Here is a 14,064-nt window from a genome sequence, read left to right as displayed (position 1 = left end):
ACGCCGGGCCGGCATCCTTGCCGCCCCTGCCATTCACTCACAAACACCCACGTGAATCCTGGCAGAGCACCCATCGCTGCGTGCCCGGTTGGTTGAAATCAGAAACGGTAAGACGCAGTCACCGAGAAGCTACGAGGTTCGCCATAAACGATGCCGCCACTACCGACGTTTTCGTCATACTCTTTGTCGAACAGGTTGTTCAGATTTCCCTGCACGCTCAGGTTTTTCGTCACGTCGTAACGTGCGAAAAGATCAACCAACGCATAGCTGCCCTGACGTGCGCGCCAGGTGCCATTGCCGTCCGGTGCGCCAACGTCTTTGTACGTCTTCGACTGCCAGTTCACACCGCCGCCCAGCGTCAGCTGATCCAGCATCGGCAGACGATAGCTGGTGAACAGGTTGAACGAGGTGCGTGGCAGCTGTGAGTTGTAGTTCTCACCATCACGGTCTTCAGCCACATAGGTGGTGCCACCGAAGGTCATCTGCCAGTTATCCGTAAGCGCACCGTTCACTTCGAACTCGACGCCACGGCTGACTACGCCACTCTTACCAACGTAGATGGCATTACCGGTATCCGGGTTGGTCGCCCCAGTTGCTTCCGCAACGTTGTCCAGTTCTGAACGGAATACTGAAATTGAAGTGGTCAGACGGCTGTTCAACCAATCAGACTTAACACCAGCTTCATAGTTCTTACCAATGACAGGTGAAAGGTAACCACCCGAAGCATCCTGATAATCTTGTGGCTGGAATACTGAGGTATAGCTAGCGTAAGCTGACCAGTTATCATAGAAGTCCCAAATCACACCGCCGTAAGGTGTCGTGTTGTTCTTCTCCATCTCTGCACTCAGCGTCTCACGATTCCAGTTGGTATAACGCGCACCTAAAATAACATGCAGCGGATCGGCCAGTGAAAGGCGAGTGGCGACATAAGCGGATTTCTGACGCACTAATTGCGTGTCTGATGCCGGCTCACGTGGATTCCAGTCGGTTTCCGGGAAGTTGCCATTGAAGCTATTGAAATTGCCCAGCTCGGCCGGCGAAATATTTGCCCACGCGCTGTAGTATTTATTATCCTGACGGCTGTAATTCACACCCACCATCAGTTCATGTTGGCGACCTAACAATTCATACGGGCCGCTGGCGAACGCATCGACGGCATCGACTTTACGTTTACCGGTGTTGTATCCAGTGCCGCCTACAACAGGGTAATTAGCATATGGCGAGGTGCCGATACCGGTGTTCTTATCGAAATAGCCATCAATGTAGAGCTGCTTACTGTCGAGGAACATCTCATTGTGTGTGCCGTTAAGCGTAATGTTCCAGCCGTTATCGAAGTTCTGCTGCAGGTTAACAAAGACCTTTTTGTTTTCTTTGTTATTGTAAGCCCACTCTGGCGAAGTGTTATACCCGCGACGTAGATGCGTTTGTGAACCGTCAGTATACCAACGCGGCGAACCACTCCACATTGGGGAGTCGGTATCGACCTGGGTAAATTCATAACCCACTGACAGCTTGGTTTTGTCGGTCAGGTCAGCATCCACCACACCGTAAATGAACTTCTTCTCGAAACCATAGCGCTCGATAAAGCTGTTTTTATCTTCGTAACCTGCGACTACGCGGCCACGCACGTTGCCTTCAGGCGACAGCGGCGCAGAGAGATCGGCGACATAGCGCTGTTTATCCCAGCTGCCGTAGCTCGCTTCCAGATTTCCGGTGAACTCTTTGCTGTCGGCGTGCTTACGCACCATGTTGATGGAAGCTGACGGGTTACCTGGGCCGGTCAACAGGCCGGTGGCACCGCGCACCACTTCAACTCGCTCGTACAACGCCATATCGGTTTGCGCATCGCCGAGGTTCCAGCGAGAAGCAAACGCCGTTGGAATACCATCGATCATGTAGTTATCGATGATAAAACCGCGCGAATAGTAGTTAGTACGATCCATATCCCCGCTAATGCCTTTGATACCGGTGGTATTCGACAGTACGTCATTCAGGGATTGCAGCTGCTGATCTTGCATACGCTGCTTGCTGACAATGCTGACCGATTGCGGAATATCACGCGCGGTCAATGCCATTTTGGTACCGGCACGAGTGACCGGGACGCTGTAATCTTTTGCTGCCTGCTCTTGCGCATCGCTGCTGGCGCTGGCATCCACAGTCAGAGTTTGTTCTGTTTTGGTGCTATCCGCGGCCTGGGCAATACCTGACGCTACCATCATTGCCAGTACAGAGATACGCAATGCACGTTGCGGTGCACGGCCTGATTCCCTGACGCGCTTTTCTTTGAAAGACATAATATTCCTCAATCAACTTATCGTTATTTTGTGTTGGCGGCATAGCTGCTGACGTCTGTTAGATCCAGCCATAAATAACGTGCTGAAAAGGAATATCAGGATGAGGTATTTCCCGACCGTGCCGTCCTGGCACAAACAGAACGACCGTAAAAATGCCGTTAAGAAAGCAAATGAGAAATATACGCATTAAGATTACTATTGCAAGAAATTGTTACCGGTTATCCGGCAATTTTACATTTGGATATTTCCTTATTCTTCAATGATTAATAATACAGGTGGGTTATTTTCGGACATTATCACGCAGATTATTGGAGCAAACCTGTGATAAATCACAGGTTCTCGTCGTGATGGTATTCAACGGATCACCAGGGCCAGCGTTTTTCCGCCAAATCCACCAGAAGACGTGACGCGGGGGAAAGCTCACTGAGTGAGCGGAATTGCCAGCCAAAGGTACGCGGCATCATGACCAGCGGCAGTGGAATTTCAATCAACTCACCGCCCTCACCTTTTAATAAGCGGCGGGAAAGAAAACTCAACAACTGGGTTTGCGCCAGCACGGCGCGCAGCGGGGACAGCGTATTACTTTCCATTTGCGCGCGCGGCGCCGCATAGCCACCGCTGCGCAAGCGTTGTTCCAGCCACTGACGCGTCGCGACGTTATCGGAAGGTAACAACCAGTTATATTCATCAAGCTGTTCAGGCGTCGGATGAATGTTCGCCAGCGGATGGTGACGACTGGCGGCAATCACCACCGGATCCTCAATCAGCGGACGGGTAATAAACTCGCTGTTCCCCTGTGGCAGAAAACCCAGAATCAAATCGACTTTGTTCTCACGCAGTAACTTTTGCAGCAAATCATTCATCCCGACCGTCACTTCGAGTCTGGCGGTGGGAGCTTTGTGCAACAAGTCCTTACTCAGTACCGGTAGCATAAATTCCGCTGCCGTGGCCGCCACGCCTAACCGGATAACGCCCGCCGTTCCCGCACCCAGCGCCTGTAAATCCTGCCGGGTGACCTGCATCATGTGCACGACTTTTTGAGCACGTTCACAAAGTAGTAGTCCCGCTTCGGTGAGTTGCATCCCACGCCCCACCTTGAGAATTAACCGCGTGGCGTAAAACTTCTCCAGACGTTGCAGACATTTGGTTAAGGCGGGCTGAGTGATACCAAGGGATTGCGCCGCCTTACCCAGATGTCCTGTTTCCTTCACCGCCAGCAGATAATGCAGATCTTTCAGTTCCATTCATTCCCACCAGGAATCAATTGATAAAATTCAGAGAATATAATTTATCACTCTACGCTGCCAGGATGGAATGACATTAACAACAGAGCAACACGCTGTTCGCGTCACCTTGTGGCGCTTAACAAGGGAGTAAAGGATGAAACATTCACTGAAAACACTGGTCGCGATGATCGCTTTGGCCAGCAGCGCACAGGTTTTGGCACAAGACACGCTGCCGGTGACGTTACCGATGCAACAGGACAGTCGTCTGGAGCAGGTCGCCACCTCACCGCGCGTGTGGAATGGCATTACCGTCAGTCATGACAACCGTCTGTTCGCCTCGTTAACGCAATCGGAAGGTGCGGGTTTGCAGCTGGCGGAAGTGATCAACAATCAGCTGAAAGCCTTTCCCGATGACAGTTGGAATCAGTGGAACGCTAACGATCCGGAGCATCATTTCTACCACGTTAATGCGCTGCGCATCGGTCCGGATGGCGATCTATGGGTGATGGATTCGGGCAATAAGGGGATTGGCACCGGCGATCAGGCCGTGGCCGGTGGCGCCAAACTGGTCCACATCAATCTGGCCACTGGCAAAGTGGTCAATAGCTATGTGTTCAAGGCTCCAACGCTGCAACCCACCAGCTATCTGGATGATGTGCGATTTAATGGCGATTTTGCCTATATCACCGATCCGGGTGCGGTGGGATTAGTGGTGCTGAACCTGAAAAGTGGCAAAAGCTGGCGGGTGCTGGATAACCACCCTCTCTCGATTGATCATCAGCCGATTTATGCAGATGGCAAGAAGTTGATTCTGCGCGATGGCCGTGAAAAACGCGTGGGTCTCGATCAGCTGGAAGTTTCGCCGGATGGCAAATGGCTCTATTACCAGGCGATCCCGGGGCCGCTGGCTCGCATTGAAACCCGTTATCTGAACGACAGTGCCCTATCGGCTGCAGAAGTGGCGAAGCATGCGGAGAAAGTACGCGAAACCTGGAGCACCGGCGGAACGGCCATTGATGCCGAAGGCAATATCTATGCGTCGGATATCAATACCCGCAGCATTAAACGTATTGCGCCCGATGGCAAAGTCACTACCGTGGTGCAGGATCCCCGCCTGGTGTGGATTGACGCGATGTGGGTATCAGACGGCGCACTGTGGATGCCGTCCGGACAGATCAATCGCACGCCTGCGACCACCGGCGGCAAACCGTCAACCGTGGAATATCCGGTGAAGCTGTACCGTCTGCCGTTACCGATTAAGCCTTCGCCGCGGGATCATCAATAAGCCATAACGTGCCGATTAAAGCTATTTTGCGCGGTAGTCACGCCGCGCTTATTCAACGATCTCTTTATTGATAAACAGGAGGAAATAACACCCAGATAAATCATCACCGTTCGCTATTTTAAATTTATTAAAACTAAGAGGTTACGCACAACTTTCGCGTATACCTAACCTTGTGCCTGCCGAAAAAAACGCTGGATAATATTGCCAGATAGACGAGGTTGCAGAAGGTTAATTTGAACAATAAATAATCATTCGCTGTTTTTTATTTATTCCGAACACATTGCGTTTGCTACCCACAAACGTGCTCTATCCCTCTGGACAGGAACCCTCGTCATGCTGCTGATCATCAGTCTGCTTATGATAATCTGCTTTATTGGCTTATTAATGAGCAAAAAGCTTTCCGCTCTGACTGCATTAATCCTTATCCCCACGCTATTCGCATTGTTATCTGGCCATGGCGCGGATATGGGTGCCATGGTGATCAAAGGATTGCGTACCGTTGCGCCCACTGGCGTCATGTTGATATTCGCGATGCTCTATTTTATGAGCGTAACGGATGCTGGGATGTTTGATCCGATTATTAAAAGAATCGTTTCTGCAGTCGATGGCGATCCGGTGAAAATATTTGTCGGCACCGCACTGCTTGGCTTTATTGTTGCCCTGGATGGTGATGGCGCGACCGTATATATGATCGTGCTTTCCGCGTTTATGCCGATATATGAACGCATCGGATTATCAAAGCTCAGCGTTGCCGCTCTGCTATTACAGTGCACCGGGCTGGGCAATATGTTTCCATGGGGTGGACCCACGGCGCGTGCGGCCGCCGCCGTTCAGGCTGACGTCTCTGCTCTGTTTGTCCCGCTGCTGATTCCGCTACTGGCCTGCGTGGCATGGACTTTTATCCTGGCGGTGATGCTCGGCAGAAGTGAACGCAAACGTCTGGGTTTCCAGCCGCATGTCCCGGTGGAACCTGCCGTGCTGCAGTTTGAAGAGAAACACTGCGTGGCCTGGCGTTTCTGGTTTAACTGGGCGCTGACCATTGCATTGATGACCTTCCTGGTTCTGGATGTGATGCCCATGGCGTATCTGTTTATGCTGGCCACCGCCATCATGTTCGTTGTCAATTATCCGCAACTGAGCCAACAGCAGGAGCAGATCGGCCGCCATGCGCCCGCCATCCTTGCCGTAGCCGGATTGATTTTCGCTGCGGCGGTGTTTACCGGCATTTTTGCTGAAACCGGTATGGCGAACGCCCTGGCACAGGCGATTGTGCAGACTATTCCCGCTGCACTCGGCCCTTATCTGGCGGTGATTACTGCCTTGATCAGTATTCCCGTCACCTGGATGGTATCGAACGATGTGTTCTATTTCGGCATGCTGCCGGTGCTGGTGCAGGCTGCCGGACACTACGGTATCGAACCGATTGAAATGGCACGCGCGGCATTAGTTGGTCAGCCGGTTCATATTCTCAGCCCACTGGTTGCCTCGACCTATTTATTGGTCGGCATGCTGAAACTGGATTATGCACAGACACAACGGTTCACGCTGCGTTGGTCGTTTATCACCTCAATTGTATTATTAGTGGTCGCACTGATCACCGGTTGCTTCCCGTTTCATCGCAGTATATAGAATATATTTATCCCCTTGTAGCCGCTATTTTCCGCGGCTACACCCTCGACTGGCTTGAGTGAAATATCTGCTTTATGTCTTATTGTTCGATATTGACACCACTCTGCTGAAAGCTTATTTTCCGGACAATTCTGCATTATGGGTAATATTTTCATTTGATTAAAATTAACGTAGAATGCCCCCTTTCATCTTCGTTATATAAGTTATAAGGGTTTATTCATGAGCGATGCACTCAAAGCATTGAACAATCTTCGTACGCTGCGTGCCCATGCGCGTGATGTTGAGATTGCGGTATTAGACGAAATGCTGGAAAAGTTCGCCGTGGTGGTTGCAGAACGCCGTGAAGAAGCGGAAGCGAATAATGCCGCTCAGCGCGAAAAAGAAGAAAAACTGGCGCTGTATAAAGAGATGCTGCTGAATGATGGCATCGATATTAGTGAATTAACGAAATTAAACCAGAGCGAAACCAAACCGAAAGCGAAACGCGCTCCACGTCCGGCGAAATATAAGTTCACCGACGAAAACGGTCAGGAAAAATTCTGGACTGGTCAGGGTCGTACACCTTCACCGATCAAATCCGTATTAGATGCGGGCGGTTCGATGGATGAGTTTCTGATTTAAACGATCCGCATGGATATTGTAGGGTCGCCATTCCTGGCGACCGATTAAATCCCTATTTCAACACTGCACAGGCTGCCGCAATGCGTTTTCCGGCTTCGCGCACGCTTTCAATATCCGTGGCAATCGACAAACGGAAATACGGTGACAAGCCATACGCACTGCCCGCTACGCCAGATACGCCGCTCTCCAGCAGATAATTCAGCACATCCTGTTCGCTTTCCAGCGTACGTCCATCAGCACGCGATTTGCCCAACAGGCCAGCACAGCGACAGAAGATAAAGAACGCCCCTTCGGGATTCAGCACCTCAATGCCTTCAACCGGGCTTAGCTGCGCCATAATCGCATCGCGACGCGCCTGATAGGCCGCACGTTGCGGTGGCAGGAAATCCAGGCCGCCGTTCAGCGCCGCTACCGCTGCCGCCTGACTGATGGCGCAGGCACCAGAACTGTTCTGCGACTGCACCACCACCATGGCATCAATCAGCGCTTGCGGACCGGCTCCAAAGCCGATGCGCCAGCCGGTCATGGCATAAGTTTTCGACACGCCGCCCACCAGCAGAATGCGCTCGGCTAAATCTGGCGCTACCTGCAACAGGCTAACGTGTTCACGTCCATCAAACAGAATGTGCTCATACAGTTCATCCAGCATGATCCATACGTTGGGATGGTCACGTAGCACCGCTGCCAGTGCGATTAATTCTGCGGCGTTATACACCGCACCGGATGGATTGCCGGGATTATTCAGCACCAGCCAGCGGGTTTTGTCGGTGATCGCTTGCGCCAGCTGCAGCGGCTGCAGCTTGTACTCTTGCTCCAGCGGGCACTCCAGCAGCACCGCGTCGCCGCCGTTAAAACGCACGCTATCCGGGAACGTCGGCCAGTATGGCACCGGCACAATCACCTCATCGCCGTCATTCAAGGTGGCAGCGAAGGCGTTGAAGATGATCTGCTTCGCCCCGTTGGCGATACAAATCTGCCCCAACGCATAATCCAGCTGATTTTCACGTGCCAGTTTGGCCTGCACCGCTTTACGCAGCGGCGTGGTGCCATTGGTCGGCGTATAGCGCGTCTCACCATTATTCATAGCTTCAACGGCAGCATCACGGATGTGCTGTGGCGTATCAAAATCCGGCTCACCGGTGGTGAGATCCAGAATATCCACGCCCTGCTCTTTCAGCTGGCGCGTCAACTGACGCGCCGCGGCATTGGCAGAGAGCGACACAGACTGCACACGCTTTGATAAGGTGACCATGTTCAGCTCCTAAATGGTTTACAGCGCGGGCAAACCGAGGTTCTCGCGCAGCGTGGCGAATTCGTAATCATCGCGGAACAGACCACGGCGACGCAGTTCCGGGATCACCAGCTCGACGAACAGATCCAGTTGCTCTGACATGATGGCAGGCATGATGTTGAAACCATCGGCTCCGCCCTCTTTCAGCCACAGCTCAAAGTCATCGGCGATGTCTTCTGCGGTGCCGACAATCACGCGATGGCCACGCGAACCGGCTGCCACGGCGGCCAGCTCACGCAAGGTCAGGTTTTCGCGCTTCGCCATATCCGTCATTAATTTGACGCGGCTCTGGTTACCTTCGCCGAGCGGCACTTCAGGAACCGGACCATCCAGCGGATACTGGCTCAGATCCATGCTGAAACGCAGCGACAGCTGACGCAGACCGTTTTCGATATCCACTAGCGTGTTCAGCTCTTTCCACAGAGCTTTGGCTTCTTCACGGGTACGTCCGACAATCGGCATCACGCCCGGCATGATCACCACATGATCCGGATTACGCCCGGCGGCAATCACCTGATCTTTCTGCGAGCGGTAGAAGGTTTGCGCCTCTTCCAGACTGGCGGCAGCGGTGAAGATCACTTCGGCGGTTTCGGCCGCCAGTTTTTGACCGTCTGCAGATGAACCGGCTTCGATGATCACCGGACGTCCCTGCGGAGAACGCGTGATGTTCAGCGGACCCTGTACCTGGAAGTGCTCGCCGTCATGATCAATCGACTTAATTTTGTCATTAACGAAGTATTCACCGGTCTCTTTGTTCGGTTGTACCGCCCCCGCTTCCCAACCTTCCCACAGCTTGTTGGTCACTTCGAGGAACTCACGTGCACGTGCATAGCGCTCGGCGTGGTTTGGCATATCGCTGCGGCTAAAGTTACGCGCCACGTCGGTGGAGAACGACGTCACCACGTTCCACGCTGCGCGACCACGGCTGATGTGATCCAGCGACGAGAAGCTGCGAGCCATGGTGAATGGATCGCTAAAAGTGGTGGATGCCGTCGCTGCCAGGCCAATACGTTTGGTGTTCACCGCCAGCGCCGACAACATGGTTAGCGGCTCAAGGCGCGCCATGGTCGAAGGCAAACGGTACATGCTGGTCGCCAGCGCATCACCGACGAAGAACAGATCGAATTTACCCGCTTCGGCTTTTTTTGCGATGGTGATCAGCCAGTCAATGTCAGTGGGATCGCCGAGTTTTTCCGTGAGACGCCAGCCGCTGACGTGTTGTCCGACTGGTTGTACGAAGAGGCCCAAGCGGATGCGTTGTGGTTGTGCAGTAGCCATGAAGTTGTCCTGGTCGATAAAAGAGTAAAAGTTAGAAACGGTTTTCGGTTGCCAGCAGCGCCTGTTCTAACGCATCCGCATGAATGCGGAACGGCAGACGTTCAGCGCTGGCCGCCGGAAATTTAATCTGTTCTGCAATCGTGCGTATCGCCGCCGCGCGCTCGCCGGTCAGCGGCGCCAGCGTCAATGGCATCGCGTACTGACGCAGCAGTGCCAGCAGTTCTGCATCAGGCACACCATCGTTTTCAATCAGCGATTGCACCAGCAGGCTGTAGCCAACCTTCTCGCCGTGCAGCCAATGATGCAGCTCAGGCTGGTGCGTCAGACGGTTATGAATGGCATGAGCAAAGCCGGGGGTGGGAAGTTGATCGCGCACGCTGTTCGCCAGGCCTGCCAGTACGATGTTGGCATCAATCACCTTCACCAACTCCGGCGTGACTTGCTTTTTTTCATTGGCGCTGACGGCGGCTTCACCCAGTTGGCGATAAACATCCAGCGCTCGTTGCGCCGTCATTACTTTGAGATCGAGCGCCAGATCGTGCGGGTTACTGCGCAGGTAAGGGGCAAATTCGTAGTACTTCGCCAGCGCATCGACAATACCCGCTTTGAGATAGCGCACATCGCTGCAGGCGATCACTTCACTGTCCACCAGCACCAGCTCCGGCATTTTCCCCAGCGGCTGGCTGCGCACGTGGCCGCCCTGCTCGTTATAAATGATGGCAACCGGTGACCATGCAGCGCAGGTCGCCGCCAAAGTAGCGAAGTTAATCACCTTCAGATCCGGTAACTGGCTACCCACCGCTTTAGCGGCATCCAGTACGCGCCCACCGCCCACGGCAAACAGCAGTTCTGCTTGCTGTTGCTCAACGTTGGTTTTGAGCGCTTCGATCACGGCATCGGTGCATTCACCGTGCAGATACTCCAACTCCCAGCGGATACCGTTGGTTTCTAAACTCTGGCTTAATTCCGGGTTAACCGCTTGCCAGGCATGGGGAGAAGTGAAAATGCGGATATGTGTGGCATAAGGTTTGATAAATTCACCAGCACGCTTACGCAGGCCAGCTTCATGTGCATAAGCACGCGGAGATTTGATCGCTAACACGTCGTCACCCTGATTAAGAATAAGGCTATAACGAGAAAAGTTATTTTATTTCATGGGGTTAATGCGAAATAGTTATAGCGCTATGTAATTTATGCATACTACGGTAAATCGCGATATAAGCAATGGAAAAGCCGCCATTTCATTTTCACAAATTCGCATTAGCTTAGTCATTTTTCACATATAGAAGCACAAGGCATTACTGATATTCTGAGTTGCTTAGCACGCTGGGTATTTTGAATTAGCACTTTAAATTGCGCTTTTTCAACCGCTATGCGCTGCTCAATCTGCATTCAATTTACCGCTTCCAGGCGGTTTTTCCGGGGATAGTTATGTCACTTGAATTTCGTCAGGTTAGAGAAGATGAGGTTGAAACCTATCAGGCGCTGATGCACGCCGCCTATGCGCCGACGCTGGCACTGGGCATCAAATTTGATGCCGCCACAGCAGACCGTGAAAAGACGCTGCGTCACATGCAAAGCCACGGCGTTTATGCGCTCTACGCGGAAGGTGTGATGGTTTCCTCAGTCACCGTGCGCTATCCGTGGGGGCCGCTGCCAGGCCCGTTTGGTCTGCCGCATATTGGCTGGTTCGGTGCCCATCCCGATTATCCCGGCAAACAGTATGGCCGCCAGGTACAGGACCGGCTGGAACACGAGATCCTGCTAGGCAAACTGCGCGCACCTGCGGTATCACTGGGCACCGCCACCAGCCATCCGTGGCTGATCGAGATGTATAAAAAACGCGGCTTCCAGTTGATGCATACCACCGATCTCGGCAAAGGCCACATCACCCAATATATGAAGAAAGTGCTGGATGACAGCGCGCATGATGCGTGGATGACACGTCAGGCCGAATAACAAGGAAGCAAATAATGAGTTTTGATGAGAGCGCATTGGGTCAACATTTGATTGCCTTCCGCCATGAGTTACACCGTTTTCCAGAACTCTCCAATGAAGAGTTCAAAACCACCGCGCGTATTCGCCAGCAACTGGATCAGCACCAGATTCGCGTGTTGGAACTTCCGCTGAAAACCGGATTGGTGGCTGAGATAGGTCCTGTTGTTGGGCCATTGATCGTGCTGCGTTCCGACATTGATGCACTGCCTATTGAAGAGCAGTCTGATGTCACGTTCCGTTCAGAACGTCCGGGGGTGATGCACGCGTGCGGCCACGACTTCCACAGTTCCGCAGCCTTAGGCGCGGCGATTCTGCTGAAACAGCAGGAAGCGAATTTATCGGGCCGCGTACGTATTCTGTTCCAGGCCGCCGAAGAGACCGGCCAGGGCGCGCCGGATGTGATTGCTACCGGCGCACTGCAGGATGCGATAACTATTTTCGGCATTCATAACGATCCTTCATTACCACCGGGCGTGATTGGCAGCAAAGCCGGCCCACTGACCGCCGCCGTCGACCGCTTTGATATCAAGATCATCGGCACCGGTAGCCACGCTGCGAAACCGCATCAGGGCAACGATCCGATTGTGATCGCCGCGCAAATTGTTTCTGCGGCGCAAACGCTGATCAGCCGTAATGCGCCTTCCGGCGACAATGCAGTGGTATCGATCACCCAGATTCACAGCGGCAGTACCTGGAACGTCATCCCGGACAGCGCGTGGCTGGAAGGCACGGTGCGTTCATTCTCACAGGAGACGCGCGAGCGACTGGAGCAACGCTTCCGCGAGATCGTGCAGGGAATTGGCGCGGCCTTTGCTGCCAACGTTGAGTTCAATTGGCATGCAGGTCCACCGTCGGTGGTGAATGATGCACACTGGGCCGATTTCGCGCTGCAACAGGCAGCGGCCAGCGGCTTTGAAGCGCGCGTGGTAGAGGCCAGCCCGATTGGTGAAGATTTTGCTTTCTATCAACAACAGTTGCCAGGTGCCTTTATGATGATTGGCACCGGTGAACCTTATGCGCTGCATCATCCGGCATTTCGTATTAACGATGATGTGCTGCTGCCGACCTCACGTTACCTGGCCAATCTCGCCGTCGCGGCACTGAACAGTGTGGCGCCACAATGAGTATCACCGCTGCCCTCGCTGAACTTATCGTTCATAGCCAACCCGATGCCGCTGCACGTGAAGCCGCGCGCGAAGGGGTAAAGGATTTTCTCGCTGTCAGCTGGCCGGTGCTGCAAGGCCAGGTGCCGGATAGCGGCTTGCCGGCACTACGAACCGTTTATGGCGATGGCGGCCCACGTTCTCAGGCGTTGCTGCTTGGTTATGCCGCTCACGCGCTGGATTACGATGATTTCCACGCTGATTTTCGCGGTCATCCCAGCGTGGTGATTTTGCCTGCCCTGTTTGCCTGGCAGCAGCAAAAGGCGGCAGCGATTGATGATTTCCTTGATGCTTACGCCATCGGTGTGGAAATGGCCGGACGGCTTGGGTTGGCCGCCAGCCAGCAGCATTATGCGTTAGGTCATCACAATACCGCGACGCTGGGCACCATTGCCGCAGCAGCAGCACTGGCGCGTTTACTGAAACTGGAGGTCAGCGCAACTGCCACGCTAATCGGTATCGCCACCACCCAGGCCAGCGGGCTGCGTGCGCAGTTCGGATCCGCTGTCAAACCGCTCCACGCGGGTTTAGCGGCGGAACGTGCGGTTACTGCAGCCCAGCTGACGCTGGCCGGTTTCGATGGCAAACAGGATGGCGTGGTTGAGGCTTTCATTGCGGCCAGCAGCAACGGCGCAGCTCAACCTGAAAAATTGGTCGCGCATTGGGGCAAGCCGTGGCGCATCGTGACGCCGGGTCTGGAGTACAAACCCTTCCCGACCTGCGCCGGAACGCATAGCGCAGCGGAAGCCGCGCGCATTCTGCGTGATGGCTGGTTAGCCAACGGCAATTCGCTGGAAGCGCTGCTGGATAACATCACCGATATCAGCGTAGCTTTCCCGCCAGGGGGCGATATTGCCGCTTCCGTCACATCGCCCACCAATGGGATTGAAGCGCGTTTCAGTCTGGAATACGTGATTGCCGCAATGCTGATTTATAACGATCTGCGGCTGGAAGATTTTGCGGAAGGCGATCTTAATCATGCTGTGATGCCACTGGCAGCGAAAGTGAGACGAGAACCTGACGACACCGCACCGCCAGATGCCATTAATCCCGCATTACGTTTTCATCTGGTCACTCTTACCTTGCGCGATGGCACTCGGCTGCAACAGCGACGCACCCGTCAGCAATCGCTGGCCGATGGTGTGGACGTTGAAGGTAAATTGCGTCTGGCACTGCATCAGGAATCGGGCGAGCGACGGCAACAGGTGCTGCAAAGCAGCGCATTGCAGACAACCGCTGATCTGGCAGTGCTGCAGCAGTTATTACGCGTTTAATATCA

11 protein-coding genes are annotated in these 14,064 nt (G+C 53.7%); 6 read left to right on the top strand and 5 right to left on the bottom strand.

Annotation, left to right across the window (positions count from 1 at the left end; genetic code table 11):
* Positions 1-98 precede the first annotated feature (98 nt).
* On the bottom strand, positions 99-2,294 hold the full coding sequence (gene fhuE / locus CRO33_RS08540; RefSeq protein ID WP_097117823.1) for a ferric-rhodotorulic acid/ferric-coprogen receptor FhuE: 2,196 nt from the start codon (positions 2,292-2,294) through the stop codon (positions 99-101).
* Between the two features lie 362 nt (positions 2,295-2,656).
* Complete coding sequence (locus tag CRO33_RS08535; protein WP_034827577.1) at positions 2,657-3,538, bottom strand: LysR family transcriptional regulator; 882 nt, start codon at positions 3,536-3,538, stop codon at positions 2,657-2,659.
* Positions 3,539-3,674: 136 nt separating this feature from the next.
* On the opposite strand from CRO33_RS08535, the gene CRO33_RS08530 reads away from it, so the two are divergent.
* The 3 genes from CRO33_RS08530 (at position 3,675) to CRO33_RS08520 (ending at position 7,055) form a co-directional block, all read left to right on the top strand.
* Positions 3,675-4,805, top strand: a complete 1,131-nt coding sequence (locus CRO33_RS08530; RefSeq protein ID WP_097117822.1) for an L-dopachrome tautomerase-related protein — start codon at positions 3,675-3,677, stop codon at positions 4,803-4,805.
* Between the two features lie 333 nt (positions 4,806-5,138).
* Complete coding sequence (locus CRO33_RS08525; protein ID WP_097117821.1) at positions 5,139-6,434, top strand: CitMHS family transporter; 1,296 nt, start codon at positions 5,139-5,141, stop codon at positions 6,432-6,434.
* 219 nt (positions 6,435-6,653) lie between these two features.
* Positions 6,654-7,055, top strand: a complete 402-nt coding sequence (locus CRO33_RS08520; protein ID WP_097117820.1) for an H-NS family histone-like protein — start codon at positions 6,654-6,656, stop codon at positions 7,053-7,055.
* Positions 7,056-7,107: 52 nt separating this feature from the next.
* Here CRO33_RS08520 and CRO33_RS08515 read toward each other — a convergent pair whose 3' ends face one another.
* Genes CRO33_RS08515 through CRO33_RS08505 form a run of 3 tightly spaced genes read right to left on the bottom strand, consistent with a single transcriptional unit; the run spans position 7,108 to position 10,726 of the window.
* The gene (locus CRO33_RS08515; protein ID WP_097117819.1) at positions 7,108-8,307 is read right to left on the bottom strand and encodes an aminotransferase class I/II-fold pyridoxal phosphate-dependent enzyme; all 1,200 of its coding nucleotides are present in this window, start codon (positions 8,305-8,307) and stop codon (positions 7,108-7,110) included.
* Between the two features lie 18 nt (positions 8,308-8,325).
* Positions 8,326-9,624 carry an LLM class flavin-dependent oxidoreductase gene (locus tag CRO33_RS08510; protein ID WP_097117818.1) on the bottom strand — a complete coding sequence of 433 codons (1,299 nt, stop codon included), beginning with the start codon at positions 9,622-9,624 and terminating at the stop codon, positions 8,326-8,328.
* A 31-nt stretch (positions 9,625-9,655) separates the two neighbouring features.
* Positions 9,656-10,726 carry an iron-containing alcohol dehydrogenase family protein gene (locus CRO33_RS08505; RefSeq protein ID WP_097117817.1) on the bottom strand — a complete coding sequence of 357 codons (1,071 nt, stop codon included), beginning with the start codon at positions 10,724-10,726 and terminating at the stop codon, positions 9,656-9,658.
* A 329-nt stretch (positions 10,727-11,055) separates the two neighbouring features.
* Between CRO33_RS08505 and CRO33_RS08500 the strand changes: the two genes are divergently transcribed.
* The 3 genes from CRO33_RS08500 to CRO33_RS08490 are packed head-to-tail and all read left to right on the top strand — an operon-like array spanning position 11,056 to position 14,059.
* A complete protein-coding gene (locus tag CRO33_RS08500) occupies positions 11,056-11,583 on the top strand; it encodes a GNAT family N-acetyltransferase (protein ID WP_097117816.1) in 528 nt (175 codons plus the stop codon).
* Positions 11,584-11,597: 14 nt separating this feature from the next.
* The gene (locus CRO33_RS08495; protein WP_097117815.1) at positions 11,598-12,746 is read left to right on the top strand and encodes an amidohydrolase; all 1,149 of its coding nucleotides are present in this window, start codon (positions 11,598-11,600) and stop codon (positions 12,744-12,746) included.
* A complete protein-coding gene (locus CRO33_RS08490) occupies positions 12,743-14,059 on the top strand; it encodes an MmgE/PrpD family protein (RefSeq protein ID WP_097117814.1) in 1,317 nt (438 codons plus the stop codon). The genes CRO33_RS08495 and CRO33_RS08490 overlap by 4 nt, the downstream gene beginning before the upstream one ends.
* Positions 14,060-14,064: the final 5 nt, after the last annotated feature.

Source organism: Pantoea sp. GL120224-02, from assembly GCF_900215395.1.
GTDB classification, from domain to species: domain Bacteria; phylum Pseudomonadota; class Gammaproteobacteria; order Enterobacterales; family Enterobacteriaceae; genus Pantoea; species Pantoea communis.
Note: the sequence above shows the minus strand (reverse complement) of the source record. Positions and strands in the feature narration are given on the sequence as shown.

Bases quoted from the DNA above. Each gene is read 5' to 3' on its own strand.
- fhuE (WP_097117823.1), bottom strand. From the start codon at position 2,294: ATGTCTTTCAAAGAAAAGCGCGTCAGGGAATCAGGCCGTGCACCGCAA.
- CRO33_RS08510 (WP_097117818.1), bottom strand. From the start codon at position 9,624: ATGGCTACTGCACAACCACAACGCATCCGCTTGGGCCTCTTCGTACAA.
- CRO33_RS08500 (WP_097117816.1), top strand. From the start codon at position 11,056: ATGTCACTTGAATTTCGTCAGGTTAGAGAAGATGAGGTTGAAACCTAT.
- CRO33_RS08525 (WP_097117821.1), top strand. From the start codon at position 5,139: ATGCTGCTGATCATCAGTCTGCTTATGATAATCTGCTTTATTGGCTTA.
- CRO33_RS08495 (WP_097117815.1), top strand. From the start codon at position 11,598: ATGAGTTTTGATGAGAGCGCATTGGGTCAACATTTGATTGCCTTCCGC.
- CRO33_RS08535 (WP_034827577.1), bottom strand. From the start codon at position 3,538: ATGGAACTGAAAGATCTGCATTATCTGCTGGCGGTGAAGGAAACAGGA.
- CRO33_RS08520 (WP_097117820.1), top strand. From the start codon at position 6,654: ATGAGCGATGCACTCAAAGCATTGAACAATCTTCGTACGCTGCGTGCC.
- CRO33_RS08515 (WP_097117819.1), bottom strand. From the start codon at position 8,307: ATGGTCACCTTATCAAAGCGTGTGCAGTCTGTGTCGCTCTCTGCCAAT.
- CRO33_RS08490 (WP_097117814.1), top strand. From the start codon at position 12,743: ATGAGTATCACCGCTGCCCTCGCTGAACTTATCGTTCATAGCCAACCC.
- CRO33_RS08530 (WP_097117822.1), top strand. From the start codon at position 3,675: ATGAAACATTCACTGAAAACACTGGTCGCGATGATCGCTTTGGCCAGC.